Annotated in this window: 24 protein-coding genes, 1 tRNA gene and 2 pseudogenes; 16 read left to right on the top strand and 11 right to left on the bottom strand. The window is 74.4% G+C overall.

Annotated elements, in window-relative coordinates; translation table 11 throughout:
* The 6 genes and pseudogenes from ACQ95T_RS03375 to ACQ95T_RS03400 all read left to right on the top strand — a co-directional run.
* A tRNA-Leu gene (locus ACQ95T_RS03375) sits at positions 1 to 77 on the top strand.
* A 134-nt stretch (positions 78 to 211) separates the two neighbouring features.
* Entirely contained in the window at positions 212 to 559 is a 348-nt protein-coding gene (locus ACQ95T_RS03380; RefSeq protein ID WP_431473531.1) for an ArsR/SmtB family transcription factor, read from the top strand.
* On the top strand, positions 489 to 878 hold the full coding sequence (locus tag ACQ95T_RS03385; protein WP_431473532.1) for a rhodanese-like domain-containing protein: 390 nt from the start codon (positions 489 to 491) through the stop codon (positions 876 to 878). The genes ACQ95T_RS03380 and ACQ95T_RS03385 overlap by 71 nt, the downstream gene beginning before the upstream one ends.
* Before the next feature lies 1 nt (position 879).
* Positions 880 to 1,377, top strand: a complete 498-nt coding sequence (locus tag ACQ95T_RS03390; protein ID WP_425939374.1) for a hypothetical protein — start codon at positions 880 to 882, stop codon at positions 1,375 to 1,377.
* Entirely contained in the window at positions 1,370 to 2,227 is an 858-nt protein-coding gene (locus ACQ95T_RS03395) for a DsbA family protein (RefSeq protein ID WP_425939376.1), read from the top strand. The genes ACQ95T_RS03390 and ACQ95T_RS03395 overlap by 8 nt, the downstream gene beginning before the upstream one ends.
* Positions 2,227 to 2,823: pseudogene (locus ACQ95T_RS03400) on the top strand (cytochrome c biogenesis CcdA family protein); the annotation flags it as partial. The gene ACQ95T_RS03395 and the pseudogene ACQ95T_RS03400, both read left to right, overlap by 1 nt.
* Before the next feature lie 230 nt (positions 2,824 to 3,053).
* Here the strand turns inward: ACQ95T_RS03400 and ACQ95T_RS03405 are convergent.
* From ACQ95T_RS03405 to ACQ95T_RS03415, 3 genes and pseudogenes are all read right to left on the bottom strand, one after another.
* Positions 3,054 to 3,914 (bottom strand): UTP--glucose-1-phosphate uridylyltransferase, encoded by an 861-nt coding sequence (locus ACQ95T_RS03405; protein WP_431473533.1) that lies wholly within the window; start codon positions 3,912 to 3,914, stop codon positions 3,054 to 3,056.
* Positions 3,915 to 3,996: 82 nt separating this feature from the next.
* Positions 3,997 to 4,515, bottom strand: a pseudogene (locus ACQ95T_RS03410) (UTP--glucose-1-phosphate uridylyltransferase); the annotation flags it as partial.
* A 26-nt stretch (positions 4,516 to 4,541) separates the two neighbouring features.
* Positions 4,542 to 7,082, bottom strand: a complete 2,541-nt coding sequence (locus ACQ95T_RS03415; protein ID WP_431473534.1) for a M14 family zinc carboxypeptidase — start codon at positions 7,080 to 7,082, stop codon at positions 4,542 to 4,544.
* A gap of 241 nt (positions 7,083 to 7,323) precedes the next feature.
* On the opposite strand from ACQ95T_RS03415, the gene ACQ95T_RS03420 reads away from it, so the two are divergent.
* Together ACQ95T_RS03420 and ACQ95T_RS03425 are read left to right on the top strand one after the other, a co-directional pair.
* Entirely contained in the window at positions 7,324 to 8,205 is an 882-nt protein-coding gene (locus tag ACQ95T_RS03420; protein ID WP_425939381.1) for a Bax inhibitor-1/YccA family protein, read from the top strand.
* A gap of 12 nt (positions 8,206 to 8,217) precedes the next feature.
* On the top strand, positions 8,218 to 8,523 hold the full coding sequence (locus tag ACQ95T_RS03425) for a hypothetical protein (protein WP_425939383.1): 306 nt from the start codon (positions 8,218 to 8,220) through the stop codon (positions 8,521 to 8,523).
* A gap of 63 nt (positions 8,524 to 8,586) precedes the next feature.
* On the opposite strand, the gene ACQ95T_RS03430 is transcribed toward ACQ95T_RS03425, so the two are convergent.
* The 5 genes from ACQ95T_RS03430 to ACQ95T_RS03450 all read right to left on the bottom strand — a co-directional run bounded on the left by ACQ95T_RS03430 (position 8,587) and on the right by ACQ95T_RS03450 (position 15,780).
* Positions 8,587 to 9,567, bottom strand: a complete 981-nt coding sequence (locus ACQ95T_RS03430; RefSeq protein WP_425939384.1) for a DUF808 domain-containing protein — start codon at positions 9,565 to 9,567, stop codon at positions 8,587 to 8,589.
* Positions 9,568 to 9,667: 100 nt separating this feature from the next.
* On the bottom strand, positions 9,668 to 10,897 hold the full coding sequence (locus tag ACQ95T_RS03435) for an acetyl-CoA C-acetyltransferase (protein WP_425939386.1): 1,230 nt from the start codon (positions 10,895 to 10,897) through the stop codon (positions 9,668 to 9,670).
* A gap of 40 nt (positions 10,898 to 10,937) precedes the next feature.
* A complete protein-coding gene (locus ACQ95T_RS03440; RefSeq protein ID WP_425939388.1) occupies positions 10,938 to 11,948 on the bottom strand; it encodes an NAD-dependent epimerase/dehydratase family protein in 1,011 nt (336 codons plus the stop codon).
* Positions 11,948 to 14,719 (bottom strand): alpha/beta fold hydrolase, encoded by a 2,772-nt coding sequence (locus ACQ95T_RS03445; RefSeq protein WP_425939390.1) that lies wholly within the window; start codon positions 14,717 to 14,719, stop codon positions 11,948 to 11,950. The genes ACQ95T_RS03440 and ACQ95T_RS03445 overlap by 1 nt, the downstream gene beginning before the upstream one ends.
* 38 nt (positions 14,720 to 14,757) lie before the next feature.
* The gene (locus ACQ95T_RS03450) at positions 14,758 to 15,780 is read right to left on the bottom strand and encodes a 3-oxoacyl-ACP synthase III (protein ID WP_425939392.1); all 1,023 of its coding nucleotides are present in this window, start codon (positions 15,778 to 15,780) and stop codon (positions 14,758 to 14,760) included.
* A 162-nt stretch (positions 15,781 to 15,942) separates the two neighbouring features.
* Between ACQ95T_RS03450 and ACQ95T_RS03455 the strand changes: the two genes are divergently transcribed.
* Positions 15,943 to 16,848 (top strand): hypothetical protein, encoded by a 906-nt coding sequence (locus tag ACQ95T_RS03455; RefSeq protein WP_425939394.1) that lies wholly within the window; start codon positions 15,943 to 15,945, stop codon positions 16,846 to 16,848.
* 79 nt (positions 16,849 to 16,927) lie between these two features.
* Here the strand turns inward: ACQ95T_RS03455 and msrA are convergent, their stop codons facing one another.
* Entirely contained in the window at positions 16,928 to 17,608 is a 681-nt protein-coding gene (msrA, locus tag ACQ95T_RS03460; protein WP_425939396.1) for a peptide-methionine (S)-S-oxide reductase MsrA, read from the bottom strand.
* 54 nt (positions 17,609 to 17,662) lie between these two features.
* On the opposite strand from msrA, the gene ACQ95T_RS03465 reads away from it, so the two are divergent.
* The 4 genes from ACQ95T_RS03465 to greA all read left to right on the top strand — a co-directional run bounded on the left by ACQ95T_RS03465 (position 17,663) and on the right by greA (position 21,352).
* Positions 17,663 to 17,995: a hypothetical protein gene (locus tag ACQ95T_RS03465; protein WP_425939398.1), complete on the top strand. Its 333-nt coding sequence runs from the start codon at positions 17,663 to 17,665 to the stop codon at positions 17,993 to 17,995.
* Positions 17,992 to 19,362: a glutamate mutase L gene (locus tag ACQ95T_RS03470; protein ID WP_425939400.1), complete on the top strand. Its 1,371-nt coding sequence runs from the start codon at positions 17,992 to 17,994 to the stop codon at positions 19,360 to 19,362. Before ACQ95T_RS03465 ends, ACQ95T_RS03470 begins: the two co-directional genes overlap by 4 nt.
* A 34-nt stretch (positions 19,363 to 19,396) precedes the next feature.
* Positions 19,397 to 20,626 carry a threonine ammonia-lyase gene (gene ilvA / locus ACQ95T_RS03475; RefSeq protein WP_425939402.1) on the top strand — a complete coding sequence of 410 codons (1,230 nt, stop codon included), beginning with the start codon at positions 19,397 to 19,399 and terminating at the stop codon, positions 20,624 to 20,626.
* A gap of 231 nt (positions 20,627 to 20,857) precedes the next feature.
* Entirely contained in the window at positions 20,858 to 21,352 is a 495-nt protein-coding gene (gene greA, locus ACQ95T_RS03480) for a transcription elongation factor GreA (protein WP_425939404.1), read from the top strand.
* Positions 21,353 to 21,406: 54 nt separating this feature from the next.
* Here greA and ACQ95T_RS03485 read toward each other — a convergent pair whose 3' ends face one another.
* Entirely contained in the window at positions 21,407 to 21,880 is a 474-nt protein-coding gene (locus tag ACQ95T_RS03485) for a DUF4307 domain-containing protein (RefSeq protein ID WP_425939406.1), read from the bottom strand.
* Between the two features lie 133 nt (positions 21,881 to 22,013).
* Between ACQ95T_RS03485 and mca the strand changes: the two genes are divergently transcribed.
* Together mca and ACQ95T_RS03495 are read left to right on the top strand one after the other, a co-directional pair.
* On the top strand, positions 22,014 to 23,078 hold the full coding sequence (mca, locus tag ACQ95T_RS03490) for a mycothiol conjugate amidase Mca (protein ID WP_431473535.1): 1,065 nt from the start codon (positions 22,014 to 22,016) through the stop codon (positions 23,076 to 23,078).
* Positions 23,075 to 23,359 carry a hypothetical protein gene (locus tag ACQ95T_RS03495; protein WP_425939409.1) on the top strand — a complete coding sequence of 95 codons (285 nt, stop codon included), beginning with the start codon at positions 23,075 to 23,077 and terminating at the stop codon, positions 23,357 to 23,359. Before mca ends, ACQ95T_RS03495 begins: the two co-directional genes overlap by 4 nt.
* Before the next feature lie 53 nt (positions 23,360 to 23,412).
* Here the strand turns inward: ACQ95T_RS03495 and trhA are convergent, their stop codons facing one another.
* Entirely contained in the window at positions 23,413 to 24,165 is a 753-nt protein-coding gene (gene trhA, locus ACQ95T_RS03500; RefSeq protein ID WP_425939410.1) for a PAQR family membrane homeostasis protein TrhA, read from the bottom strand.
* A 92-nt stretch (positions 24,166 to 24,257) separates the two neighbouring features.
* Here trhA and ACQ95T_RS03505 point away from each other — a divergent pair, with 92 nt between their 5' ends.
* Positions 24,258 to 25,022, top strand: a complete 765-nt coding sequence (locus tag ACQ95T_RS03505; protein WP_425939412.1) for an isoprenyl transferase — start codon at positions 24,258 to 24,260, stop codon at positions 25,020 to 25,022.
* Positions 25,023 to 25,079: the final 57 nt, after the last annotated feature.

A 25,079-nucleotide genomic window follows, 5' to 3' on the forward strand; every position in this document is an offset into this window, starting at 1 on the left:
GCCCCCGTAGCCCAACCGGCAGAGGCAGCCCACTTAAAATGGGCACAGTGCGGGTTCGAGTCCCGTCGGGGGTACCACCACCGCCCGCCCACACCACCGCCCAGGCCGCCCAGGCCTCGACGCACCGCCGAGGCCCTCTCCCACCGTCCTCCCAGATTGGGCAGACCGGAGGCTCGTTGGTACGGTCTTCCAAAGATCTTTGGAGGATGAGATGGATGAGAAGAAGCACGACCTGTTCGACCGCCTGGCCGTCGTGGGCAAGGCGTTCGGCAACGCCAAGCGGCTCGAGCTGGTCGACCTGCTCTCGCAGGGGGAGCGCACCGTGGAGGCCCTGGCCCGGGAGGCCGGCCTGGGGATGAGCACCGCCTCGGCGCACCTCCAGGTGCTCAAGCTCTCCAGCCTCGTGCGCACCCGTCGCGACGGGCCCCGCGTCCACTACAGCCCTGGCCGGCGACGACGTGCTCGACCTCTACGCCTCGCTGCGGGCGGTGGCCCAGGAACACTCGGCCGACGTCGACCGGGCCCTGTCCGCCTACCTGGGCGACGACGTGCAGGGTGACGTCGACGAGGTGGACCGGGACGAGCTGCTGCGGCGGCTCGCGGCCGACCAGGTGGTCCTGCTCGACGTGCGGCCGGCGGAGGAGTTCCGCGCCGGTCACATCGAGGGAGCCCGATCGGTCCCGTTCGACCAGGTCGAGGCCATCCTGGCGGACGTGGGACCGGACCGGGAGATCGTGGCCTACTGCCGTGGCGCCTGGTGCGTCATGGCCTCCGACGCGGTCCGGCTCGTGCGGGCCTCCGGCCGGTCGGCCCGGCGGCTCGAGGGCGGGATGCTGGAGTGGCGGCAGGCCGGGCTGCCTGTCGAGGCGGGAGTCTGAGGTGGGGACGCTCACCGCCCTCGGCACCCTGCGCGGGTGGAGCGCCCGCCGCTGGTCCGTGGCGGTGGCCACGGCTGTGGCCACCGCCGTCTTCATCGGCGTCCCGACCGACCTCGTCCCCAACCCGGTCTTCGGCCGAGACGTCCCGGTCACCTGGTGGGCCTGGCCGTCGCTGGTCGTCTCCTCCGTCCTGGCCGGCCTGCTCACCGCCACCTACGTCCGGTCCCCGGTCGCCCCCGACGCGCCGGAGGCCGAGCGCTCCCGGCGCCGCGGCCTGGCCGGCGGCCTGCTCACCTTCTTCGCCGTCGGCTGTCCGGTGTGCAACAAGCTCGTCCTGCTGGCCCTCGGCTACGCCGGGGCGATGACCTGGTTCCAGCCCGTCCAGCCCGTCCTGCAGGTGCTCGCCGTGGCACTGCTGGCCCTGGCCCTCGTGCAGCGTCTGCGCGGAGAGCTCGCCTGCGCCGTTCCCACCACCTCGGAGAGGACCCTTCGTGCCTGAGCGCACCACCACCTCCGGCCCGACCACCACCTCGCGCCGTCCCACGACGTCAGGACCCACGTCGTCTCGACCGGCGCCACCCTCCCGCGTGCGGCGGCTGCTGGTGCCCGTGCTGGTCCTGGTCGCCCTCCTGGGGGTGACCGCCTTCCTGCTCCTCGGTGGACAGGACGGTGGCGGGGACCGGGAGGGCAGCGGGTCCGAGCCGACGGCCGGGGCGGGCCCCGACGACCAGGCCGGTGCCGTCGACATGCCCGCCGCGGACGCCTCCGAGGAGGAGATCGTCTCGGCCCTGGACGGGCTCGCCCGCAGGGAGGAGGGCGACCCGACGGCACTGGGCGAGGTCGACGCCCCGGTCGTGATGATCGCCTACTCGGAGTTCCAGTGCCCGTTCTGCGGCCGCTTCGCCCGCGAGACCGAACCGGTGCTCGTCGAGGAGTTCGTCGAGGACGGCTCCCTGAGGATCGAGTGGCGCGACTTCCCCTACCTGGGCGAGGAGTCCCGCACGGCTGCGCTCGCCGGGCGGGCGGCCGCCGCGCAGGACGCCTTCTGGGCGTTCGAGGAGGCCATGTTCGAGAACCAGCAGCCGCCCAACAGCGGCCGGGTCACCCCCGACTTCCTGGCCGACGTGGCCGAGGGCGTCGGGCTGGACCGGCAGCAGTTCCTCGCCGACCTGGAGTCGGAGGAGGTGGCCGCCGCGGTCGACCGCGACTTCCAGGAGGGTCAGTCCATCGGCGTGACCGGGACCCCGGCCTTCCTCATCAACGGCCGTCCCGTCATGGGGGCCCAGCCGACCGACGTCTTCGTCCAGGTCGTCGAGGAGGCCCTCGCGGAGGCGGAGGCCGGGCGGTGATGGAAGTCGGGCTGCTCGCGGCTGTCGTCGCGGGGGTGCTCAGCCTGCTCTCCCCGTGCAGCGCCCTGCTGCTGCCGTCCTTCTTCGCCTACGCCTTCGCCTCGCCGGCCGCCCAGCTCGTGCGCACGACCGCCTTCTACCTCGGCCTGCTCGTCACGCTGGTGCCGCTGGGGGTGGGGGCCGCCGCGGCGTCCCGCCTCTTCTACGGCCACCGCGAGCTGCTGGTGACCACGGCCGGCTGGCTCGTGGTGGCGATGGGGGTCCTGATGATCCTGGGCCGCGGGCTGAGCATCCCCTTCGCGGGACGCCTGCAGAACCTCGCGGCCCGACGGACCAGCCCCGGGGCGGGCCTGTTCTCGACGGTGCTGCTCGGCGCGGTCTACGGACTGGCCGGGTTCTGCTCCGGCCCGGTGCTGGGGGCGATCCTCACGATGGCCGCGACCCGGGAGACGCCCGTCGCCGGCGGCGTGCTGCTCGCCGCCTACGCCTTCGGGATGGCGCTGCCCCTCTTCCTGCTGGCCCTGGCCTGGGACCGGTTCGACCTCGGTGGGCGGCGGTGGCTGCGCGGCCGGATGCTCACCGTGGGCCCGCTGACGGTGCACTCGACCACCCTGGTCTCCGGCCTGCTGCTCGTCGTCATCGGGCTGCTCTTCCTGCGCTTCGACGGCACCGCCGGGATCACCGGGGTGCTCGGCATGGGGGACACCATCGAGCTGGAGTTCACCCTCCAGGAGCGCATCACCGGCGCGCTCGCGGCGGTCCCGGCCTGGGTCTACACGGGCCTCGCAGCGGTCGTGGCCGCCCTCTGGCTGATCCGTCGGCTGCGTCAGTCCGACGCCGCGCCGGCCGCCGCGGACCCCGCAATGGACGGGTCCACCCCCGCGTCGACGCCGTCCGGACCGACGGTGGCGCCGTCGGGCACCGGGCGGGCACCCGGTGTCGGCGGCAGCACGGCGTCCTCAACGACCCGGACGTCCCGGCCGAAGGTCCAGTCCCCCTCGACCGTGAGCGAGGAGGCCCCCCGCAGGGAGGGCGCCCCGTGCGGGAAGCGCGACTCGAACGACGCGAGGGTGGTGTAGTGCTCGCCCAGCGTCACCAGGGGTAGCGGGTCCACCGTCGGGCGCAGCTCGGCCTGCTCCGTGAGCTCGAAGGCGTCCGAACGCAGCAGCAGCAGGTCGTCGGTGGTCTTCACCGGACGGAAACGGCTGCTGCGTGGCACCTCGATCGCGGTGGCACCGTCGAAGACCTCGATCGCCGACCCCATCGCGGTCTCGATCTGGACGACCCGCGGCGAGCCGGTGTCCGTGGGATCCACGTGCTTCTCGTTGCGGATGATCGGCAGACCGAGGACCCCGCCCGTGCGCCCGAGCACCTCGTCGAGCTGGTCCAGGTCGAGCCACAGCGTGTTGGTGTTGAAGAAGCGGTGAAGGTCGACGTCCCCGAAGCTCCCCGCGTCCTCCGGGGCCGTCTGGGCCTTCTCCCGCAGGATGAGCCGGCCGTCCGCACGCCGCACCGCGAGGTGGCCGCCCTTGCGGTCGGCGGCCGTGCGACGGCACACCTCCATGGCCAGCGGGGCGCCGCTGCGCGCGAACCAGTCGGCGACGGCGGCCGAGGGAGCGGCTCCGACGTTGTCGGAGTTGCTGACCATCGCGTAGCGCAGGCCCGCCGACCGCAGCTGGTCGAGCATCCCGGACGACAGCAGGGCGGGGGTACAGGTCGCCGTGGCCGGGAGGGCACCACTCCAGCCCGGGGTCGGCGGGCCAGGACACGGGGGAGAGGTCCTCCACGAGCAGCTTGGGCTCCTGGCTCTGCAGGAAGTCGGGGTCGATGCCCTCGACGGCCAGGTCCGGGTGGCGGCGCAGGACCTCGAGGCTGTCCGCCCGGGTGCGGAAGGAGTTCATCAGCACGAGCGGCAGACGGGCCTGCGAGCGCCGGCGTGCCTGGCGGACCTGCTCGATCGACAGCTCCAGGAAGGTGTGCCCCTCGCGGACCGGCACGAGGGACTTGGCGCGGTCCATGCCCATCGAGGTGCCGAGCCCCCCGTTGAGCTTGACGACCGCGGTGAGCCCGAGCGCCCGGGGGTCGGCGTCGGCCTGCAGGTCGGCCAGCCGGTCGAGCTCGCTGACCGGGTCGATGTCCTCCTCCGGGACGGTGCCGGTCCGTCCCTCGGCCAGGTCGGTCCAGGCGCGGCGGAAGACGGCGACGGCGACGTCGGCGACGCCGGCCTCCTGCATCGCGGTGACGGCGGCGTCCAGGGCTCGTGGTGTGCTCGGGTTCACGAGCCTCATGGTGGCAGAGAGGGGTCGCGCCGGCCTCAGGAACCCGTCGTCCACAGGAGGGCACGGGCCACCACGGCGTGCTGACCCTGCGGATGTGCGCGGAACAGCGGGTCGGTCCCCATCAGCACCACCCGGGCACCGGCGTCGGTGCGACCCCGCACCACCACGGCCTGCCCGGCCGCGTCCTCCGGTCCGCCCGCTGCGCCGCCCGACCGCCAGTGGCCGGCGACGAGCGGGTCGGCCGCGTACCGCTGCTCCACCTGCACGCCGTCGCCCAGGTCGGTGAACCACCGGGGACCGTAGACGAAGGTGTGCTCGGGGGACCCGCCGGCCACGGGGCCATCCTCGTCCACCACGGCCACGACGCCGTTCGCGTCCCCCGGACCCGTCCGGACCTGCACGTCGAGCAGGTCGAGGGCGTCGTCGAGGTGGGCCGCCGCGGCCGTTCCCCGGGCCACGAGCCCGCCCCCGTCGGCGAGGAAGGCGCGGACCTCGTCGCGGGCCTCTGGGTCGAGCTGGTCCACCGCCAGCCCGGTCGAGACGTACAGGGTGTCCAGGTCCGACAGGTCCAGGCCCTCGTTCAGGGCGGCCGTGTCGACGGGCCGCACGGTCAGCCCCATGTCCGTCAGGGCCCAGAGCTCCTCGGCCGTGGCCGCCACCCCCACGACGGGCGGGGTCGTCACCCGGGCCCCGGCGTCCTGCTCGGCCTCCCGCACCTGCGCCGGGGAGGCCGGGTCGAGGGCGACGCCGTGGTCGTCGGCGACCTGGTCCACCGCCCAGCCGGCCGAGACGGGGACGTGCACCCGGCCGTCCCGCAGGACGGTGACCCCGACACCGAGGGCGAGCAGGTCGCCCAGGGCCCGCACGTCGGCCGGGTCGGCGAGCGCAAGCACCCAACCGGTGCCCGAGGGGGTGACCTCCACCCCCGGGTCGACCGGGACGACCGGGTCGTCGGAGAGGTCCCACCGGTCGACCTGCCCCGACCCGGACGGCACGGTCGAGACGTCGGCGCCCCAGAGCAGTCCCAGGCTCCAGCCGGAGATGTCGTACATCGCCTCGACCCGGTCCGAGAGGTCCGAGCCCGGGCCGAGCAGCGCGTGCGCGACCCCCCGTCGCGGCTGGTGCAGGTCGACCACCCAGCTGCCTTCCGGATGGGTCGTGCCGTCGACCGTGACCGGCGACTCCGCCCGCTGCACCTGCACGCCGTGCTCGACCAGGTGGCGCACGAGCCGGGCGGCCGCAGGCGCCGACCGCTGCCCGTCCCCCGCCGGGACGACGTAGGCGCGCGGGTAGTCGGTCAGGGACACGTCCTCGGGGCCGACGACGCCGTGCAGGCCCTCGGCGACGGGCCGCTGCTCCTCGCCGGCCAGGCCCCGTCGGAAGATCTCCACCTGGTCCGCGAGCAGCTCCTCACGGTGCTCGCGCACGTAGTCCAGCGTCGCGGTCATCGCCGCGTGCGCGACCTCGACGTTGATCGAGGCGCGCCTGCGCAGCTCGGTCTCGGGCAGGTCGTAGCTGGCGTTGTTGACCCTCAGCGGCACCTCGACCGTGTGGGCGACCGCTCCGTGGAGCGCGGCGTACTGCGGGACGAAGATCGGCGGCCAGTCGTCCCAGCCCTCGTCCCAGTCGCGCAGCGGGACCTGGGGCGGTCGCACCCCGTCGTCCTCGTCGAGCCCCAGCTCCAGGACCGCCTCCTCTATGCCGAGCGCGTTGGGCCACGCGTGCTCCAGGAAGAGGTCGTACTCGTAGTTCTCCCCGTGGGGCGGTGTGGTCGGTTCGACGAGGGTGCCGTTGACGTAGCCGTGCACGTCCAGCACCATCGCCGGCTGGGTCTGGACCACCACGTCCCGCAGTGCCCTGGTCTCGGGCTGGGAGACCGTGAGCAGGTCGCGGTTGAGGTCGAAGCCGGCGGCGTTGTGCCGGGCGTTGGTGACGCGGCCGTCGGGGTTGGCCGAGACCATGAGGTGCAGGCGGGTGGTCTCCAGGGTCCGCAGCACGGCCGGGTCCTCGCTCGTGGCCCACTCCCGCACCAGCCGCAGGGCCGCGTCCGTGCCCTCCCACTCGTTCCCGTGGATGTTGGCGTTGACCAGCACGGGCACCTTGTAGTCGGCCAGCAGCTCGCGGTCCCGGGCCGCCCGGACGGGGTCCTCCAGGATGCGCTCGCGCATCCGTTCCTGCTCCCGCCCCTCCTCGGCGCTCTCCGACGCGGTGAGGGTGACCAGGACCAGGTCCCGACCGCCGACGCTGGAGCCGACCACCTGCGCCGAGACCCGGTCGGACGTGGCGATCAGGCCGTTCAGCTCGCGGGCCACGTCGTGGTGGGCGGTCAGGCCGAGGCGCAGGGAGGCGTCCTCGGGGTCCACCGGCGGTTCGGGGAGCAGGGACCCCAGGGGGTATGCCGTCGCGGGCGCGTGCGGGTGGGTCCCCACCGTGGGCAGCCCGGCCGGGCCCGTCGCCGCGGCCGGGACCGCGGGGCCGGTCGGGAGGGCGGGGAGCGCGGCGGGGGTGGCCGTGAGGACGGCGACGGCCAGGACGACCGCCAGGGGGCGCGGAGCGGACGGGCGGCGGAACTGCATACCGACCTCCTCCGTCGTGGTCCGGGGACCGCGAGGGGGCTCGCGGCTCGTCGCGGCGCCGCGTCACGGGAGCGGGCCGAACTCCCAGCCTAACGCCGGACGCCGCGTCAGGAACAGGTGCTGTGGACGGCGGCCGCCCGCCACGTGCCGCTGGAATGGTGGGGGCCGCCGCCGACGTTCTAAACTGGGACGAGACACGTCGGGGGACTTTCCTGACGTGCCGCACGACAACGGAGGTTCCATGGCCGTCAACCCGGTCTTCAACCGCATCGACAAGGAGGCTTCCCAGGGCGGCTACGCCGGTTTCGGGTCGCAGCCGGGCGGCTACTCCGCCTCTCAGGGCGCCCCCACCATCCCCGGCCCGACCGGCTACCAGCCCGGGCCGAGCGAGACGCTGACCGACCAGCAGCTGCGCGACATGTACGGGCAGGCCCCCGCCGGCCCCGCGCAGACCGGCCGGCTGACGCTGGACGACGTCGTCGTCAAGACGATGCTGCTGTTCGCCCTGACGCTCACGGTCACCCTCGGCACGTGGTTCTACATCGGCCCGCGGCCCGAGATCGCGATGCCGGTGTGGCTGCTCGGCATGTTCGGCTCGCTCGCGCTCTCCTTCGCGATCGGCTTCAGCAAGAAGGTCAACGTCCCGCTGATCCTCGTCCACGCCGGACTGCAGGGTCTGTTCCTGGGGGCGGTCAGCGTGACGTTCAACGACGCCTACCCCGGCGTCGTCACCACGGCCGTCGTCGCGACGCTGGCGACCTTCGTCGGCATGTTCGTCGGCTGGAAGGCCGGCTTCATCAAGGTCACCAGCAAGTCCCGCCGCGTCTTCGGGATGATGGCGATGGGCTACCTGGTCTTCCTGCTCGTGAACATCGGCGCCGGCTTCCTGGGCTTCGGCGACGGCTGGGGCGTCTACGGCGGCCCGCTCGGCATCCTCATCTCGCTCTTCGGGGTGGGGATGGCCTCCTACAGCCTGGCGGTCGACTTCGACTCGGTGGACCGCGCCGTGAGCGGCGGGGCCCCGGAGAAGTACTCCTGGCTGCTGGGCCACGGCCTGGTCGCCAGCCTGGTGTGGCTGTACATCGAGTTCCTGCGGCTCTTCTCGATCCTGCAGCGCGACTGAACGACCCCCGAGATGGACGCCGACGTCGACGATGTCGACGACGAGGTCCAGACCGAGCTGGAGCGCGTGGTCCGGCGGTGGCAGCAGCTGCCGCTGGGCCGCGCGCTTCCTGCTGTCCCGGGGGTCTCGGCGCTGGTCCAGGACCTCGCCGACGGGGTGTCCGACGCGACCGGGACGCCGCGGGCGACCGTGCCGGACCTGGGCCCGGCGGTGCTCATGGACCAGCTGCGGGTGATGGTCCACGACTGGCAGGGGGCGGGCCTGTCCCCGCAGGACCTGGGCAGGCGGCTCACCGCCCTGCGGCGCACGCTGCCGTAGCAGCCGCTCCGGGGACCGCCCGGCCCGTAGCCGCCCGCGGGTTGGAGCGGGCGGCGCGAGGACTCAGTGCTGGGCCTCGGCGTGGTCGGTCGAGGCGTGCTCGTCCTTGGACCCGAACGGCAGGATCTTGATGATCCAGACGACGACGACACCCACGACCAGGCCGAGGATGGCCGAGAAGAAGGTGTTGGTCAACCACGCGACGAAGCCCGCGGCACCGGGCACCCAGCCGGCGACGACCTCCTCCATGTCGTGCACGAAGGAGTAGAGCGGGTGGAAGCCCAGGTCGTCGGTCCCGACGAGCAGGATGTGCCCACCCACCCACAGCATCGCCACCACGCCCACGATGGAGAGGGTCTTGAGGACCACCGGCATGGCCTTGACGAGCGACCGGCCGACCCGCTGGGCCCACTCCTGCTCCCGCCGTGCCAGGTTCAGGCCGACGTCGTCCATCTTGACGATGAGCGCGACCACGCCGTAGATGAGCAGGGTGATGCCGATGGCGACCACGACGAGGATGAGCGCCCGGTTGAGGAAGGGTTCGTCGGTCACCTCGTTGAGGGCGATGACCATGATCTCGGAGGAGAGGATGAAGTCGGTGCGGATCGCCCCGGAGACCATCTTCTTCTCCTCCTCGGGACCCTGCTCCACGACCGGCTCGTCCTTGGCTCCGTCGTGGTGGCCGCCCACCCCCAGCCACTCGAGCACCTTGTGGGCGCCCTCGTAGGACAGGTAGGTCCCGCCGAGCATGAGGAGCGGGGTGAGCACCCAGGGGGCGAACTGGCTCAGCAGCAGCGCCGTGGGCACGATGAACAGCAGCTTGTTGCGCAGGGAGCCGAACCCGATCTTCTTGATGATCGGCAGTTCGCGGCTCGGGTCGAAGCCGGTGACGTAGCGAGGGGTCACGGCTGCGTCGTCGACCACGACGCCCGCCGCCTTCATGCTGGCCCGTCCGGCGGCGGCGCTGATGTCGTCCACGGATGCGGCGGCCACCCGGGCGATCGCGGCGATGTCGTCGAGCAGGGCGGCCAGACCAGCAGCCATGGGGGCACCTCACCGGGGAAGGGAACGGATCGGGCGTCAGGCTACCCCCGGTCGCGGACCTGCGCCGCATCGACGGGCGGGCGCCACCCCGACGGGCGAGTCAGCTCAGACGCTCGAGGACGATCGCCATCCCCTGGCCACCGCCGACGCACATCGTCTCCAGCCCGAACTGCTTGTCGTGGGTCTGCAGCGCGTTGATGAGCGTGGCGGAGATGCGGGCCCCGGTCGAGCCGAACGGGTGCCCGAGCGCGATCGCGCCGCCGTGCACGTTGAGCCGGTCGTGGTCCATGCCGAGGGCGTCGGCGGAGCCCAGCACCTGGACGGCGAAGGCCTCGTTGATCTCGTAGAGGTCCATGTCCTCGATGGTCATCCCGGCCCGGGCCAGGGCCTGCCGGGACGCCTCGATGGGCCCCAGCCCCATGATCTCGGGGGAGAGGGCGGAGACCCCGGTGGAGACGACCCGGGCGAGCGGCGTCAGACCGAGCTCGCGGGCCCTGGTGTCGCTCATCACGACGAGGGCGGCGGCGCCGTCGTTGAGCGGGCAGCAGTTGCCGGCGGTGACGGTGCCGTCCTCGCGGAAGACCGGCTGGAGCTGGGAGACCTTCTCCAGGGTGACCCCGGCCCGCGGGCCGTCGTCGGTGCTCACGACGGTCCCGTCGGCGAGGGCGACCGGGGCGATCTCGCGCTCGAAGACGCCAGCCCCGATCGCCGCCTCGGCGCGGTTCTGGGACGTCACCCCCCACTCGTCCTGGCGCTGCCGGGAGATGCCCAGGGAGGTGGCCACGTTCTCGGCCGTCTGACCCATCGAGATGTAGACGTCGGGCAGCAGGCCCTCCTCGCGGGGGTCGGTCCAGGTCTGGTTGGTGCGGGCCGTCTCCTCGGTGCGGGCCATCGCCTCGGCGAAGCGGGGGTTCTTCACGCTCGTGTCCCCGCCGCCGGCCCCGGCGAAGTTCTGGTAGCGCGAGACCGCCTCGACGCCGGCGCTGATGAAGACGTCGCCCTCCCCGGCCCGGATCGCGTGGAAGGCCTGCCGGGTGGTCTGCACCGACGAGGCGCAGAAGCGGTTGACGGTGGCGCCCGGCAGCCCGTCGAGCCCCAGGAGCACGCTGACGACGCGCGCCATGTTGAAGCCGTGCTCGGCCGACGGCTCGGCGCACCCGAGGTAGAGGTCGTCGATGGTGGTGGGGTCCAGGCCGGGCACCTGGTCCAGGGCCGCACGGATCACCCCCGCGGCCAGGTCGTCAGGGCGCACGCCGGCGAGCGAGCCCTTGAACGCGCGGCCGATCGGGGTGCGGGCGGCGGCGACGATGACGGCCTGGGGCGTCGACATGGGAGTCCTCCTTGACGCGGTCGGGGGGTATGCGGAAAGTCTAGGTCGCGCGGACCGTCCCCGTGGCGGAGGCCTCGGCCAACCGCGCCAGGCCCTCGTCCACGCTCACCGCGGGACGCCACCGGAGCGCCTCGCGGGTGCGGCGCTGGTCGAACCAGTGCGCCGTGCTCAGCTGCTCGGCCAGGAAGCGGGTCAGCGGCGGCTGGGTGATCGTCGGCAGCGCCGGGACCCGCTCGGAGACCACGACCGCACCCTCGACGACGGCTCCCACGCCCCACGCGATCGGGAAGGGCACGTGCAGGCGCGGCGGAGGGGCGCCGACGGCGCGGCAGATCCCGGCGACGAGCTCGACGACGGGGCGCGGCTCGCCGTTGGTCACCACCAGGGCCTCCCCGTGCACGTCCTCCGCGTGCTCCAGGGCGGCGACCAGCGCCTCGGCGGCGTTGTCGACGTAGGTGGTGTCGACGAGGGCCGTCCCCGGCCCGACGAGCGCCACGCGGCCCTGCCGGGCCCGCTCGGCGATGCGTCCCACCAGCTGGGTGTCACCGGGGCCCCAGACCAGGTGCGGCCGGACGGCGACCACGGCCAGGTCGGGACCGTCGGCGCCGAGGGCGAACAGCTCGGCGGCCGCCTTCGTGCGGGCGTAGTGGCCGCGGGCCCGCATCGGGCTGGCCGGTCCGGCGGGTGCGCCCGCCAGGGAGCGGCCCGTGTGCTCGACCGAGGGGGAGGACACCTGCACCAGCCGCCCGGCCCCGTGCGTCCGGGCCGCCTCCACGACGTTGCGGGTGCCGGTCACGTTGGTCCGCACGAAGTCCATCCAGGGGCCCACGACGTCGACCTTGGCCGCCAGGTGGATCACCGCGTCGTGCCCGGCCACGGCCCGTCCGACCGCCTCCCTGTCGCGGACGTCGCCGAGGACCTCGCGATGGTCCGATCCGGACGGGCGCCGCTGCATCACGGTCACGTCCCACCCGCGGGCCGCGGCCAGGTCGGCGACGGCCCGCCCCAGCATCCCGCTGGCCCCGGTCACCAGGACCCGGCCGGCTGCCATCACCGGCTCCTCCTCCGCGGGGCGCGCGGACGCAGGGCGGACCGCAGGGCCGCCACGGCCGCGGCCGGCCCGGGCGAGGCGTGGAGCGTCCCCTCGGCCCAGCTCGCCACGGCGGTCCGGTCGATCTTGCTGGCGTGCCGCACGTCGACCGGGAGCCAGTCCCGGACGAGCACGGCCGCGACGGGGACCCCGGCGCGCTCCCGGACCACGGCCGCCACCGCGGGCGGGGCGATCCGCCGGGCGCCGCCGGGAGCCCCAGACCAGCGGGCGCGCGGCCCTGCCCGACCCGGGGGCACGACGACGACCACGACCTGCTGGGTGCCGGCGGGACCGACCCCCACCACGGCGACGTCGTGCACGCCCGGGACCTCCCGGACCCGGTTCTCGACCGGGTAGGGCGTCACGGGTCCGTCGGCGGTGCGGACGACGTGGGCGAGCCGTCCCTCCACCCAGAGCCGACCCTCCTCGTCCAGGTGCCCCACGTCACCGGTCCGGTGCCACCCGGCCGGCCGGGCGCTGGCCCGTTGCGTCGCCCAGAGCCGGTCGTAGCGGTCCTTGACGTGCGGGCCGCGGACGACGATCTCCCCGACCACCCCGGGGCCGGTGACGAGACCGTCCGCGGGCGTGCCGTCGTGCTGCAGCGGGGCGAGCGCCACGTCGACCCCGGGCACCGGCGTCCCGACGCAGACCCCCGCACCGGGGGAGGGGGCGGTGGAGGTGGTCGTCGTGGTCGGGTCGTGCGTCGCGACGGGGAGGACCTCGGTCATCCCGTAGGGCGTGTGGGTGGCGGCGGACGGCAGCACCTCACGCACCCGGTGCAGCAGCTCGACGGGCACGGGTGCGCCCGCGGACATCAGCAGGCGCGGGCCGGCCAGGGCACGTCGCTGCGCGGCGTCCAACCGGTCGGCGGTGGCCACCACGTTGCGCAGGGCGGCCGGCGAGGCGAAGACGGCGTCGGCACCCACGGCGGCGACGGCCTCGGCCAGGGCCGGGGCGGTCAGGGTGTGCGGTGCGGTGACGTCCATGTCGGGCACCGCGCTGCTCAGCCCGAGGGCCGGTCCGTACAGCGCGAACGGCGCGAACGCGGCCACCAGGCTCTGGCCCGGGAGGAGGTCGAAGGTGTCCCGCAGCAGGGCCACCTGCGCACCGAGCTGGTCGCGGGTGTAGACCACCCCCTTGGGCGGGCCCGTGGCGCCGGAGGTGAAGAGCACGGCCCCGTCCTGGTCCCCGCCCGGCTCCGCGTGCCGACGCGCCTCCGGGCCCGCGTCCCGGCCGCGTGCCGCGAGCTCGTCCAGTCCGGCCCCACCGGGTTCCACGCGCCACCGTCGTCCGGGGACCCGGGTCACGGCCGTCAGTGCGAGCGCCCGGCCGATCCCGACGACGTGCCGGGGTCCGGCCGACCTCAGGGCGGCCCCGAGCCGGGCCAGCCCCAGCCCGGCGTCGGCCACGACCACGACGGCACCCACGCGCCACAGGGCGTACACGACGGTGGTGAGGTCGATGCCCGGGGGAACGAGGACGGCGACCCGGTCCCCGGGACGGACCCCGCCGGCGGCGAACCCGGCCGCCACCTCCTCCACCCGTGCGGCCAGCTGACCGAACGTGATCCGCCGCCCGGCTCCGCCCAGCTCGGCGACCGCGGTGGCCTCCGGACGGGCGTCGTCCACGCGCACCGGGACGCGGGCGACCGCGGCCGCCGGGTCGTCCACCGGGCCGTGGCCGGTCCGGCCGTGGACGGGCCCACCCGGCGAGGAGGGGCCATCATCGCCCGGTGCGCCTGGCGTGCCCGGTCCGACCCGCTCGGTCAGCCACTCCCAGATCAGGGGCACGCTCCGGGGCCTGTCCTCCAGGACCAGGTGGGAGGCGCCGGCCCAGCGCTGCACGTCGGCGTGGGGCAGGCGGGTCAGCAGGTCGTCGAGGTAGCGCTGGCCGAAGACCGGGTCGCGCGGCCCCCACACCATCAGTGCCGGGACGTCCGCCAGCGTGCCCAGCTCCGCGGCCACCGCGTCGAGGGTGGGCCGGCTGGGATGGTCGGTCTCGAAGGGGATGTCCGCGACGAAGTCGGCCACCGCGGCCCGGCGTCCCGGGGTCGCGTAGGGCGCGGCGAAGGCCCTGCGGACGTCCGCCGGCAGCGGCGGCAGCGACAGGGCGGTCGTGGCCCGCACGAACAGCGGGGTCCTCCGGCACACCTGCGCCAGGACCCCCGGGGCCCGGGCGAGCCGGATGACGGCCGGCGGGGCCGAGGTCGTGGGCTGGTGGACGGCGGTGTTCGTCACGACGAGGCCGGCCAGCTGCGCCCGGTGGCGCAGGGCCCAGCCCAGCCCGACCGGCCCGCCCCAGTCGTGCACCGCCACCGCGACCGGTCCGGTGAGCCCCAGCGTCACGGTGAGGCGGGAGAGGTCCTCGATGCGCTGGGGCAGGGTGCGTGGCCTGTCGGGCCGCTCCGACCAGCCCATCCCCAGCTGGTCCACGGCGACCACCCGCCACCCGGCCGGTGCCTGCTCGAGGACGCGGCGCCACAGGTAGGACCAGGTCGGGTTGCCGTGGACGCACAGCAGGGTGGGGCGGGCGGTCACGGCGTCGTCCGGGTGGGTGTCGAGCAGGTGCCAGCGGCGGGGGGTCCCCTCGGCGTCGGGGGCGACGACGACACGCGACCACGCCGGGTCGACGCCCGGCAGGTCCCGTCCGCCGGGACCGGCGGGGTCCTGGACCGCCCGGCCCGCGGGACCGTGGACGCGCTGGGGCAGGGCACCCCTGGTGCGGCCGCTCACCGGCCTCGCCCCGACGGGTCCTCCGTGGCGCCCACGGCTCACCAGGTGAGCTCGAGGCAGGTCATGTTCAGACCGGACCCGATGCCCATCATCAGCACCCGGTCGCCCGGCCGGAGCGAGTCGACCTCCTTGGCCAGCGTGATGGCCACCGCGGCCGGTCCGACGTTGCCCAGCATGGGGAAGGTCAGGGGGATCCGGGACTGGTCCAGCCCCAGGGCCTCGGCCGTGCGCCCGGTGTGCACCTTGGAGACCTGGTGGACCACGTAGCGGTCCATGTCGTCCCAGTCGAACTCCTCCCGCGCGCCCTCCCACAGGGCGGTGGCCAGGCCCATCCCGCCCTCCAGCAGTCCCTGGGTGTCGGTGCGCATCTCGGTGAAGTCACCCACGCACAGGTCGTGGTGCTCGGTGGCCGCCCGGGTGGCGCCCCCCACGACCCGGTGGCCGTCGGGGTGCTCGGAGGCGCGGCCGAGCACCATCGCGGCCGCGCCGGACCCCAGGGTCAGGGTGGCGAACTGGGACAGGATGTCCTCGGCGGTGGCGTCGGGGCCCGACAGTCGGCCGAGGGTGTTCTCCTGGGGCTCGCGCGACCCCTCGCCGTCGACGATCAGCGCGTAGTCGATCTGGCCGGCGTCGATCATCGTCGCCGCCATCTGCATGCCGTTGACGAACCCGAGGCAGGCGTTGGTGAGGTCGAAGTTGAGGCAGTGCGTGGGCAGCCCCAGGTCGGCGTGCACCTTGACCGCGATCGAGGGCTCGAGGTGGCTGCGGCTCACGGACGTGTTGATGAGCAGCCCGACCCGGGCGGGGTCGATGCCGGCCTGCTCCAGCGCGAGGCGGCCCGCCTCGGTGGCGCCGTCGACGAAGTGCTGGTCCTCACCCCACCAGCGACGCTCCTGGATGCCGGCGAGGGAGGCGAGCATCCCCGGGCGCAGGCCGTTGCGCCGGTAGGAGTCGCCGATGACGGCGTCGAAGTCCGCGGACGTCTTGACCACCGGCGCGTCGACGGCCGTGACGGACAGGACGACGGTGTCGTGGTGCCGGAAGTGCGCGTTGCCGTTCAACGTGGGGAACCTTGCTGGGAGTGAGGGCAGGGAGCATGTCATTGGAGCACAGCACAGGGCCCTGTGCAGAACTGACCGTCGTCCCAGGACCCTGTGCCACGATGGTCCGACCACCGGTCGGGCCAGTCCGGCGCCGGCCCTCGAGGGAGAATGAGGACCACCATGAGGACCACCACCCGCACCCGTTGGGCCGCGCTGCTGAGCGCCGGGGCCCTGTCCTTCTCCCTGGTGGCCTGTGCCGGCGGGGACGCGGGCGACGACGCCGCCGACGAGGGCACCACCGCGCCGGCCGCGGGCACCGAGGACGCCTCGGCGGACACCGCCGCGCCCACCGGCGGGAGCGACGACGCGCAGACCAGTGCGCCGGCCGCGGATGGCGGCGACGGGGAGCACGCGGAGGGGGAGGAGGTGCCGGTCGAGGAGTTCCTGGCCATGCTGCGCTCCCCCGGCGAGGAGGTCATGTCGACCTACGAGCTGCAGATGGTCGTGACGACGGGCAGCCAGACGATGGAGATGGCGGGCGAGGTCGACCTGGGCGGGGAGCAGCCCGCGCTGGACGCGGAGCTGACCATGCCGGGCCTGGGAGCCACCCGGATGATCGTCGTCGACGGGTCGGCGTTCGTCTCGATGCCCGGGGTGACCGAGGAGGGGACCTTCGTGGAGGTCCCGCAGGACCAGCTGGCCGAGACGGGTGCCGGACTGGAGGACATCGACATCTCCTCGACCTGGGACGCCTGGGACGAGGGTGCCGGCCGGGTCGTGTTCGTGGGGACGGAGGACGTCGACGGGACGGACCTGAGGCGCTACGAGGTCGTCGTGGACACCGACGCCGCCCTCGACGCCAGCGGTCAGACGGGACCGGACGCGGCCGAGGCCTCGGCGATGATGGGCGAGGAGATCACCTACGACGTCTGGGTCGACGAGGAGGACCTCCTGCGGCGCATCTCCTTCGCCACGGCCGGCTCGGTCACCGAGATGACCGTCGACCGCTGGGGCGAGGAGATGGACATCGAGGCGCCCGCCGAGGAGGACGTGCAGCCGATGCCGACGGGCACCTCCGGGGGCTGAGGGCTGCGCAGCCCCCGGGCGAGGGCTCGGGGGCAGCGCCCCGGGACCGACGAGGTCGACCTGCGCCGGCCAGGGGCGGTCAGCGGGGCGGGAGCACGTCCTGCTGCGCGGGGACCTCGTCCTGGCGCAGCAGCCCGACCGGGCAGGTGTAGCCGTTGGGCCCGTGGTTGCAGTACCCGCCCGGGTTCTTGTGCAGGTACTGCTGGTGGTAGGCCTCGGCGTAGTAGAACGGTCCCGCCTCCTGGGCCGGCCGAAGCTCGGTGACGACGGGTCCGTGCCCGGCGCCGGCGAGGACCTGCCCGAACGCGTCCGCGGTGGCTCGTGCGGCCGCCTCCTGCCCGGACGTGGTCCAGTAGACCGCCGACCGGTACTGCGTGCCGACGTCGTTGCCCTGACGGTCCTTGGTGGTGGGGTCGTGGTTCTCCCAGAACGCCTTGAGCAGCCGCTCGGGATCGGTCGCGGTCGGGTCGTAGGCGACGAGGACGGCCTCGGTGTGCCCGGTGCGGCCCGAGCAGACCTCCTCGTAGGTGGGGTTCGGGGTGCTGCCGCCCTGGTAGCCGGCCGCCGTCGTCACGACGCCGGGCAGCTGCCAGAAGATGCGCTCGGCACCCCAGAAGCAGCCCATGGCCACGGTGAGCACCTCGGTGCCCTCGGGCCAGGGGCCCTGCAGCGGCGTGCCGAGGACCTCGTGGGTGGCGGGGATGCCGGGCAGCGGGTGGGAACGGCCGGCAAGCGGGCGGAGGGTGCGCGTGAACTGCATACCCCAGTCTCCCACGGGTGGCGCCCGGGGACCGGGTGTGGCACCTTGCCTCCCATGCCGCTCCTCGCCGCGCCCCTGCCCCTCATGGCCCCCGGGACCTGGGCCACCGGCGACTGGCTGCTGCGTGTCGGCGTGCCGCTCGCCCTGCTGGTCGTCGGCGTCCTGCTGCTCCTGCGGGGCCGGTCGGCGCTCGCGGACGCCCGCCAGGTCCGGGCCGGTTTCGGCGGGCCGCCCGGGTCCAGCGACGTGGGGACCGAGGACGGCTTCGGCGCGGAGGGGGACCGGGCCGCCGAGCTGTCCGCCCGGCGCACGGTCCTGTGGGGCGGCCTGCTCGTCGGCGTCGCCGTCGTGTGGCTGCTCGTCGCGCTCCTGACCGCGCTCCTGTGAGGACCGGGACCACCCTTCTCGTCGACGTCGGGTCCACGTTCACCAAGGCCGCCCTGGTCGACGACGGAGGCGGCCTGCTCGACCGCGTGTCCGTGCCGACCACGGCAGGCCCCGGCCGCGACGTCCTCGACGGGGTCGCCGCCGCCCACCGCTGCCTGACCGACCGGTCCGGCCGGCCGGTGCCGGACCCGTCCGCCCCCGGGGCGGGCAGGGACGGACGGGTCCTGGTCTGCTCGAGCGCGGGCGGAGGTCTGCGGCTGGCCGTCGTGGGCTACGAGCGGGCGGTCACCGCCGAGGCGGGCCACCGGGTCGCCCTCTCCGCCGGCGGGCGGGTGGTGCACGTGTCGGCCGGCCCGCTGCGCACGGCCGGCGTCGCGGCGCTGCGGGCGGACCGGCCGGACGTCGTCCTGCTCGTCGGCGGGACCGACGGCGGCAACGCCGAGGTCCTCCTGCACAACGCGCGGCGGCTGGCCCGGGCCCGGGTCGCGGCCCCGGTCGTGGTGGCGGGCAACGCCGACGCCCGTGAGGAGGCGGTCCACGAGTTGTCGGCGACGGGCCGGAGGGTCACGGCCACCGAGAACGTGCTGCCCCGCATCGGGGTGGTCCACCCCGGCCCCGCGCGGCGGGCGATCCGCGAGGTCTTCCTGCGGCACGTCATCGGTGGCAAGGGCCTCTCGCCCGGTCCCCGCTTCGCCCGGCTCGTGCGCGCGGCCACCCCGGACGCGGTGCTCGCGGGGGTGGAGGTGCTGGCCCGGGTCCTGGAGGAGGACGTCATGGTCGTGGACGTCGGCGGGGCGACGACCGACGTCTACTCGGTCATCACGCCGCTCGGGGAGGACGCCACGCTGCGCAAGCAGGTCGTCGCCACGCTGTGGCACGCCCGGACCGTCGAGGGTGACCTGGGGATGCGCTGGGGGGCTCCCGGGGTGCTGGCTGCCGCGGCGGCGGAGGGGCTGGCCGGTCCTGACGACCCGGACCTCCTCGCGTGGGTGGACCGGGTCCACGCCGACCCCTCGGTGCTGCCGGCCGACGGCCGGGAGCGCCGCCACGACCTGCGGCTGGCGGCGCTGGCCGCCGTCCTCGCGGCGCGCCGCCACGGCCGGCCCGGAGCTGCCGGTGAGGTCCCTCGCCCCCTCAGGGAGGTCCGTCTGCTCCTCGGCTCGGGCGGTGTGCTGCGGCACGCGGCGGCCGGGGACGCCGCGTCCGTCCTGGGTGCAGTGCTGGACGACCACGGGGGTGGCTGGACCCCTCCGCCGGGCGCGCAGGCGCGGGTGGACACGGCATACCTGCTCTTCGCGGTCGGCCTGCTGGCCGACGTGCGCCCCGACCTGGCGCGGGCGCTCGCCGGAAGCCTCGCCCGGGGGTGAGGCGCGCCTGCTCCGGGGTCGCTACGCTGGCGGGGTGCCGGACCACATCGACGTGACCCTGGAGGACGTGCTCGCCGCCCGCGAGGTCCTCGCCGACGTGCTGACGCCCACCCCGATGGAGTTCAGCCAGGCGCTGACCGACCGCACCGGGGTGCCGGTGCACCTGAAGTGCGAGAACCTGCAGCGGGCGGGCTCGTTCAAGATGCGGGGCGCCTACACGAGGATGGCGCGCCTCACCGAGGAGGAGAAGGCGCGGGGCGTCGTGGCGGCCAGCGCGGGCAACCACGCCCAGGGCGTGGCCCTGGCCGCCCGGCTGCTCGGCATCGAGGCGACCGTCTACATGCCGCACGGGGCCTCGATGCCCAAGCTGGCGGCCACCAAGGGCTACGGCGCCGCCGTCCACCAGGTCGGCACCACGATCGACGACTGCATCGAGTCCGCGCGCCGGCACGAGCAGGAGCACGGCGCCGTGTTCATCCCGCCCTTCGACCATCCCGACATCGTCGCCGGCCAGGGGACGTGCGGTCTGGAGATCCTCGAGCAGGTGCCCGACGTGCGGACGGTGCTGGTGTGCACCGGTGGTGGAGGGCTGCTGGCGGGCATCGCACGCGCCGTCAAGGCCCGGCGGCCCGACGTGCGGGTGGTCGGGGTCCAGGCCGAGGAGGCCGCCGCCTGGCCCGGGTCCCTCGCGGCCGGGCACCCCGTGGCCGTCGAGCGGATGACCACGATGGCCGACGGCATCGCCGTCGGCCGCCCGGGCGACGTGCCCTTCCACCTCGTCTCCGAGCTCGTCGACGGGATCGAGACGGTCAGCGAGAGCGCGCTGGCCCGCGCCGTCCTGCTCCTGGCCGAGCGGGCCAAGATGGTCGTCGAGCCCGCGGGCGCCGCCGCCACGGCCCACCTCATGGAGCTGGGCCAGGAGGCGGCCCGGCGCTACGAGGGCCCGGTGGTGGCGCTGCTCTCCGGCGGCAACATCGACCCCGTCCTGCTGCTGCGCATCCTGCGGCAGGGTCTGACGGTGGCCGGTCGCTACCTGCAGCTGCGGGTGCGCGTGCCGGACCGTCCAGGCGCGCTCGCCGGGGTGCTCGCCACCCTGGCCGAGATGACCTGCAACGTGCTCGAGGTGCAGCACCACCGCCGGGACCCGCTGCTGAAGATCGACGAGGTGGCCATCTCGCTCACCCTCGAGACGCGCGGGCACGAGCACTCGGCCCAGGTCCGGCAGGCGCTGCTCGACCGCGGCTACAGCGTCGACCCCGGCTGAGCGCCGCGGCGAACCCGTCCCCCGGGAGCCGCCTCCCGTCCAGGGCCGGGGAACCGGCGGGCACCCGTCCCGGGGAGGCTGCGGGAGGGTTCCTGGACGGCCCGTCTCGACCAGCAGCCGATCGGCGACTACAGTAGGAGGTTGACCACGGTCCGGGCAGAACGTGCCCGGACCTTGCGTTTGGGCCGCTCCCCGAGGGACGTGGCCCACCAGACGAGGAGTGGAAGAGACGTGACCGACATCGCCAAGGACGCCAGCTACCTGACGCAGGAGGCCTACGACCGCCTGCGCGCCGAGCTGTCCCAGCTCACCGGCGAGGGCCGCTCGGACATCGCCAGCCGGATCGAGGCGGCCCGCGAGGAGGGCGACCTCAAGGAGAACGGCGGCTACCACGCCGCCAAGGAGGAGCAGGGCAAGATGGAGGCCCGCATCCGCCAGCTCGAGCACCTCCTGCAGAACGCGGTCGTGGGCACCTCGCCCGCCGACGACGGGATCGTCGAGCCCGGCATGGTCGTGACCGTCGAGATGTTCGGCGACACCGAGACCTTCCTGCTCGGCTCCCGCGAGATCATCGACGAGGGCGAGGACCTGGACGTCTACAGCGAGAAGTCGCCGCTGGGCGCGGCCCTCATGGGCGCCAAGCCGGGGGACACCGTGAGCTACGACGCACCGAACGGCAAGACCATCGAGGTCAAGGTCGTCGAGGCCAAGCCGTACCAGGCCTGAGGACCACCCGCCCGGCGTGCCGGGCCACCACGAGGCGTCGCCCCGTGCCCGGAGTCATCCGCGGCGGGGCGGCGCCTCGTCGGCGTACCAGCACCGCTCCACGTACCCGGTGATCGCCGGGGAGGCGGTCCGGACCGCCTCGACGTGACGGCTGGGGGACTGCGGCGACGGGCCGACCATGACCTGGGTGCGGCCGACGACCGCGTGGCTGGCGTCCTGCGCCTCCAGCTCGCAGACCACCTCGCGGGAGGGGTCGCGGCGCAGGTCGAAGCGGACGTCGACCTGGGCCTCGGAGACGACCTCGTGCCCCGTGCTGACCCAGTGCACCCGGCCCACGGTCGCGGACAGCCCGAACCAGACGGCGAGCCCGACCATGACCGTGACGGCGGTGCCACCGACGATCCACCACCGACGGCGCTGCGCCTGCGTGGACCGGGGCGGCAGGCCGTCCAGCTCCTCCTCGGAGGGTCCGACCGGCCCCGCGGGAGCGCGACGGGGACGGCCGGGGGACGGGCTGCTGCTGGTCACGTGGGTCGGTCCTGCCGTGCGCGGGTGAGAGGATGGAGGCGAGCCGGTGCGCCCGGCGGCGCCCGGCACCAGCCCATTGTCCGTCATGACGTCGACCGGGTGCCGCCCGGCCCGACCACCGCGAAGGAGCCTGATGACCACGCCGCAGGGACTGCGCCTGATGGCCGTGCACGCCCACCCCGACGACGAGTCGTCCAAGGGGGCGGCGACCTCGGCCCGCTACGCCGCCGAGGGGGTGCAGGTGCGCGTGGTCTCGTGCACCGGGGGCGAGCGGGGCGACATCCTCAACGAGAAGCTCAAGGACGACGCCGACATCCTGCGGGACATCTCCCGGGTCCGCCGGCGGGAGATGGCCCGGGCGGCCGAGGTGCTCGGGGTGAGCCACACCTGGCTCGGCTTCGTCGACTCGGGCCTGCCCGAGGGCGACCCGCTGCCGCCGCTGCCGGAGGGCTGCTTCGCCCTCGAGCCGCTGGACGCGACGACCGAGGCGCTCGTGCGGGTGATCCGGGAGTTCCGCCCCCACGTGCTGACGACCTACGACGAGAACGGTGGCTATCCGCACCCCGACCACGTCCAGACCCACGTGGTGACGATGGCGGCCTTCCGCGCCGCCGGCGACCCCGCGGCATACCCCCACGCGGGTGAGCCGTGGCAGCCGCTGAAGGTCTACTACAACGGCTGGTCCCCCGAGCGGATGGAACGGCTGGACGAGGCCATGGTCGAGGCCGGGCACGAGGCGCCCTTCGCCGACTGGCTGGCCAACATCCGACGCCGGCCGCGCCGCGTGCTGACGACGCGGATCGACTGCGCCGACCACTTCTCCCAGCGGGACGACGCCCTGCGCGCGCACGCCACCCAGGTCGATCCCGACGGTCACTGGTTCGTCGTGCCGCTGGAGGTCCAGCAGCGGGTCTGGCCGACCGAGGAGTTCGAGCTGGCCCGCTCGCTCGTGCCGGTCGAGATCCCCGAGGCGGACCTGTTCGCCGGCGTCCGCGAGCTGCCGGACCCCGACGAGGTATGCCGTCGTGCCCCCGGGCGCGACGCGGACGGCGAGCTGGTGCTGCTCGCCTACACCGGGCAGCCGCCGCTGCCGGCCGACGGGGACCGGCCGGACGTGGACGCCCGCTCCACCGCCCCGCAGGACGCGGACGGGGACGGCCAGGACGACATGCGCAGCGAGGAGGGACACGCCGGATGAACACGACGTCGGTGGAGATCACCGCCGGGATGGGCGGCTTCCTCGTCCTCTTCGGCCTGATGATCGCGATCTGGCTGCTCGGACGCGACCTCACCCGGCGGCTGCGCCGGATGCGGCTGCGCGAGGAGGAGCGGGTCGCAGCGGTCCTGCGCGAGCGGGCCGAGGCGGCCGAGGCACCCGAGGGGGCGAGGCGGCCGGAGGGACCCAGGCCCACCGGTCCCACCGGTCCTGCCGGCACCGGGAGCCCGGTGGGCGGCGCGGAGCGCGACCCGCTCGCCTGAGCCCTCCGGGCACCGTGGGCGGGGCCGTCGGACGGCCCCGGCCGCCGGATCCCTCAGGCCGCGGACGCGCGGACGCCCAGCACCGCCAGCAGGGCGGCGACCCAGTGCGAGGAGAAGGCCGCGACCGTGAAGGCGTGGAAGACCTCGTGGAATCCGAACCACCGCGGTGAGGGGTCGGGGCGCTTGGCGGCGTACACCACGGCCCCCACCGTGTAGAGGAGCCCGCCGGCGGCGATGAGGCCGACGATCACCGGTCCGCCGGTGCGCCAGAAGGGGACGAGGAAGAAGACGGCTACCCACCCCAGGGCGACGTAGACCAGGGTGTAGAGCCAGCGGGGGGCGCCGGTCCAGAACACCCGGAAGAGCACCCCTGCCACGGCGCCGCTCCAGACGACGATCAGGAGGGTGCGGGCCTGGCCCGGCGGGAGCAGCATCACGGCGAAGGGCGTGTGGGTGCCGGCGATGATGAGGAAGATGTTGGCGTGGTCCAGCCGCTTCAGGACGATGGCCGTGCGGGGGGACCAGCGCCCCCGGTGGTAGGTGGCCGACGTCGCGAACAGCAGCACCGCGGTGATGCCGAAGGCGGCCGTGGCCGCCCGCTCGGCCGGGGTGCGGGCGAGCAGGACGAGGACGAGGGCCGCCGCGACGCTGACCGGCACCATGCCCAGGTGTAGCCACCCCCGCAGGTGCGGCTTGAGCTGGTCGACGAGCTGCTCGACCCGTTCGCCGGCGGCGTCCACCGCCTCGTGCGCCTGCTGGGCGACGTCGTGCGCCGTGTGCCGGGCGGCCCGTGGTTCGCGCGTCATTCCTCCAGCCTAACCTACGCAACCGTAGGTTACGTAGGCGTAGGTTCGTGCTCGTCCACGCCGGCCCCAGGCGTGCCGAGTAGGTTTGCCCCATGCACACGCCGCGGGACCTGGTCTACAAGGCCTACACCTCGTCCTTGCGACGGCAGCTTCCGCTCCAGCGGCTGCCCCGGCACATCGGGGTCATGCTCGACGGCAACCGCCGGTGGGCGCGACAGCGGGGTGCCGGTTCGGCCGAGGGCCACCGGGCCGGGGCGGACAACATCGCCCCCTTCCTCGGCTGGTGCGAGGAGGCCGGGGTGGAGGTGGTGACCCTGTGGCTGCTGTCCACGGACAACCTCAACCGGCCCGAGGAGGAGCTGGAGCCGCTCCTGGCGATCATCGAGGGCGTGGTCGAGGAGCTGGCCGCCGCCGACCGGTGGCGCGTCCACCTCGTCGGTGCGCTCGACCTGCTGCCCGACCGCACCGTGCGGGCCCTCACCGAGGCGGCGGAGCGCACCGCCGCCGTCGACGGCCTCCTCGTCAACGTCGCGATCGGGTACGGCGGGCGGCGGGAGATCGCGGACGCGGTCCGCTCCCTGCTGCGGTCGGCGGCCGACCGGGGGCTGACCCTGGCCGAGCTCGCGGACCAGGTCACCGTCGAGGACATCGCCGAGCACCTCTACACCAAGGGCCAGCCCGACCCGGACCTGGTCATCCGCACCTCCGGCGAACAGCGGCTGGGCGGCTTCCTGCTGTGGCAGAGCGCGCACAGCGAGTTCTACTTCTGCGAGGCCTACTGGCCGGACTTCCGCAAGGTGGACTTCCTTCGCGCCCTGCGCGTGTACGCCGAGCGGGAGCGCCGTTTCGGCACCTGAGGACCCCGCCGTCCCTGGCGTCCTCTGCGTGCCGCCGTCCCTGTCGGCACTGCCGGC

Origin of the sequence: Ornithinimicrobium carbonis, from assembly GCF_050703245.1 — a bacterium.
In the GTDB taxonomy this organism is placed as follows: domain Bacteria; phylum Actinomycetota; class Actinomycetes; order Actinomycetales; family Dermatophilaceae; genus Ornithinicoccus.

Coding starts and splice junctions, on each gene's coding strand:
- ACQ95T_RS03380 (WP_431473531.1), top strand. CDS start 212: ATGGATGAGAAGAAGCACGACCTGTTCGACCGCCTGGCCGTCGTGGGC.
- ACQ95T_RS03405 (WP_431473533.1), bottom strand. CDS start 3,914: ATGCTCGACCAGCTGCGGTCGGCGGGCCTGCGCTACGCGATGGTCAGC.
- ACQ95T_RS03415 (WP_431473534.1), bottom strand. CDS start 7,082: ATGCAGTTCCGCCGCCCGTCCGCTCCGCGCCCCCTGGCGGTCGTCCTG.
- ACQ95T_RS03420 (WP_425939381.1), top strand. CDS start 7,324: ATGGCCGTCAACCCGGTCTTCAACCGCATCGACAAGGAGGCTTCCCAG.
- ACQ95T_RS03425 (WP_425939383.1), top strand. CDS start 8,218: ATGGACGCCGACGTCGACGATGTCGACGACGAGGTCCAGACCGAGCTG.
- ACQ95T_RS03430 (WP_425939384.1), bottom strand. CDS start 9,567: ATGGCTGCTGGTCTGGCCGCCCTGCTCGACGACATCGCCGCGATCGCC.
- ACQ95T_RS03435 (WP_425939386.1), bottom strand. CDS start 10,897: ATGTCGACGCCCCAGGCCGTCATCGTCGCCGCCGCCCGCACCCCGATC.
- ACQ95T_RS03440 (WP_425939388.1), bottom strand. CDS start 11,948: ATGGCAGCCGGCCGGGTCCTGGTGACCGGGGCCAGCGGGATGCTGGGG.
- ACQ95T_RS03455 (WP_425939394.1), top strand. CDS start 15,943: ATGAGGACCACCACCCGCACCCGTTGGGCCGCGCTGCTGAGCGCCGGG.
- msrA (WP_425939396.1), bottom strand. CDS start 17,608: ATGCAGTTCACGCGCACCCTCCGCCCGCTTGCCGGCCGTTCCCACCCG.
- ACQ95T_RS03465 (WP_425939398.1), top strand. CDS start 17,663: ATGCCGCTCCTCGCCGCGCCCCTGCCCCTCATGGCCCCCGGGACCTGG.
- mca (WP_431473535.1), top strand. CDS start 22,014: ATGACCACGCCGCAGGGACTGCGCCTGATGGCCGTGCACGCCCACCCC.
- ACQ95T_RS03495 (WP_425939409.1), top strand. CDS start 23,075: ATGAACACGACGTCGGTGGAGATCACCGCCGGGATGGGCGGCTTCCTC.
- trhA (WP_425939410.1), bottom strand. CDS start 24,165: ATGACGCGCGAACCACGGGCCGCCCGGCACACGGCGCACGACGTCGCC.
- ACQ95T_RS03505 (WP_425939412.1), top strand. CDS start 24,258: ATGCACACGCCGCGGGACCTGGTCTACAAGGCCTACACCTCGTCCTTG.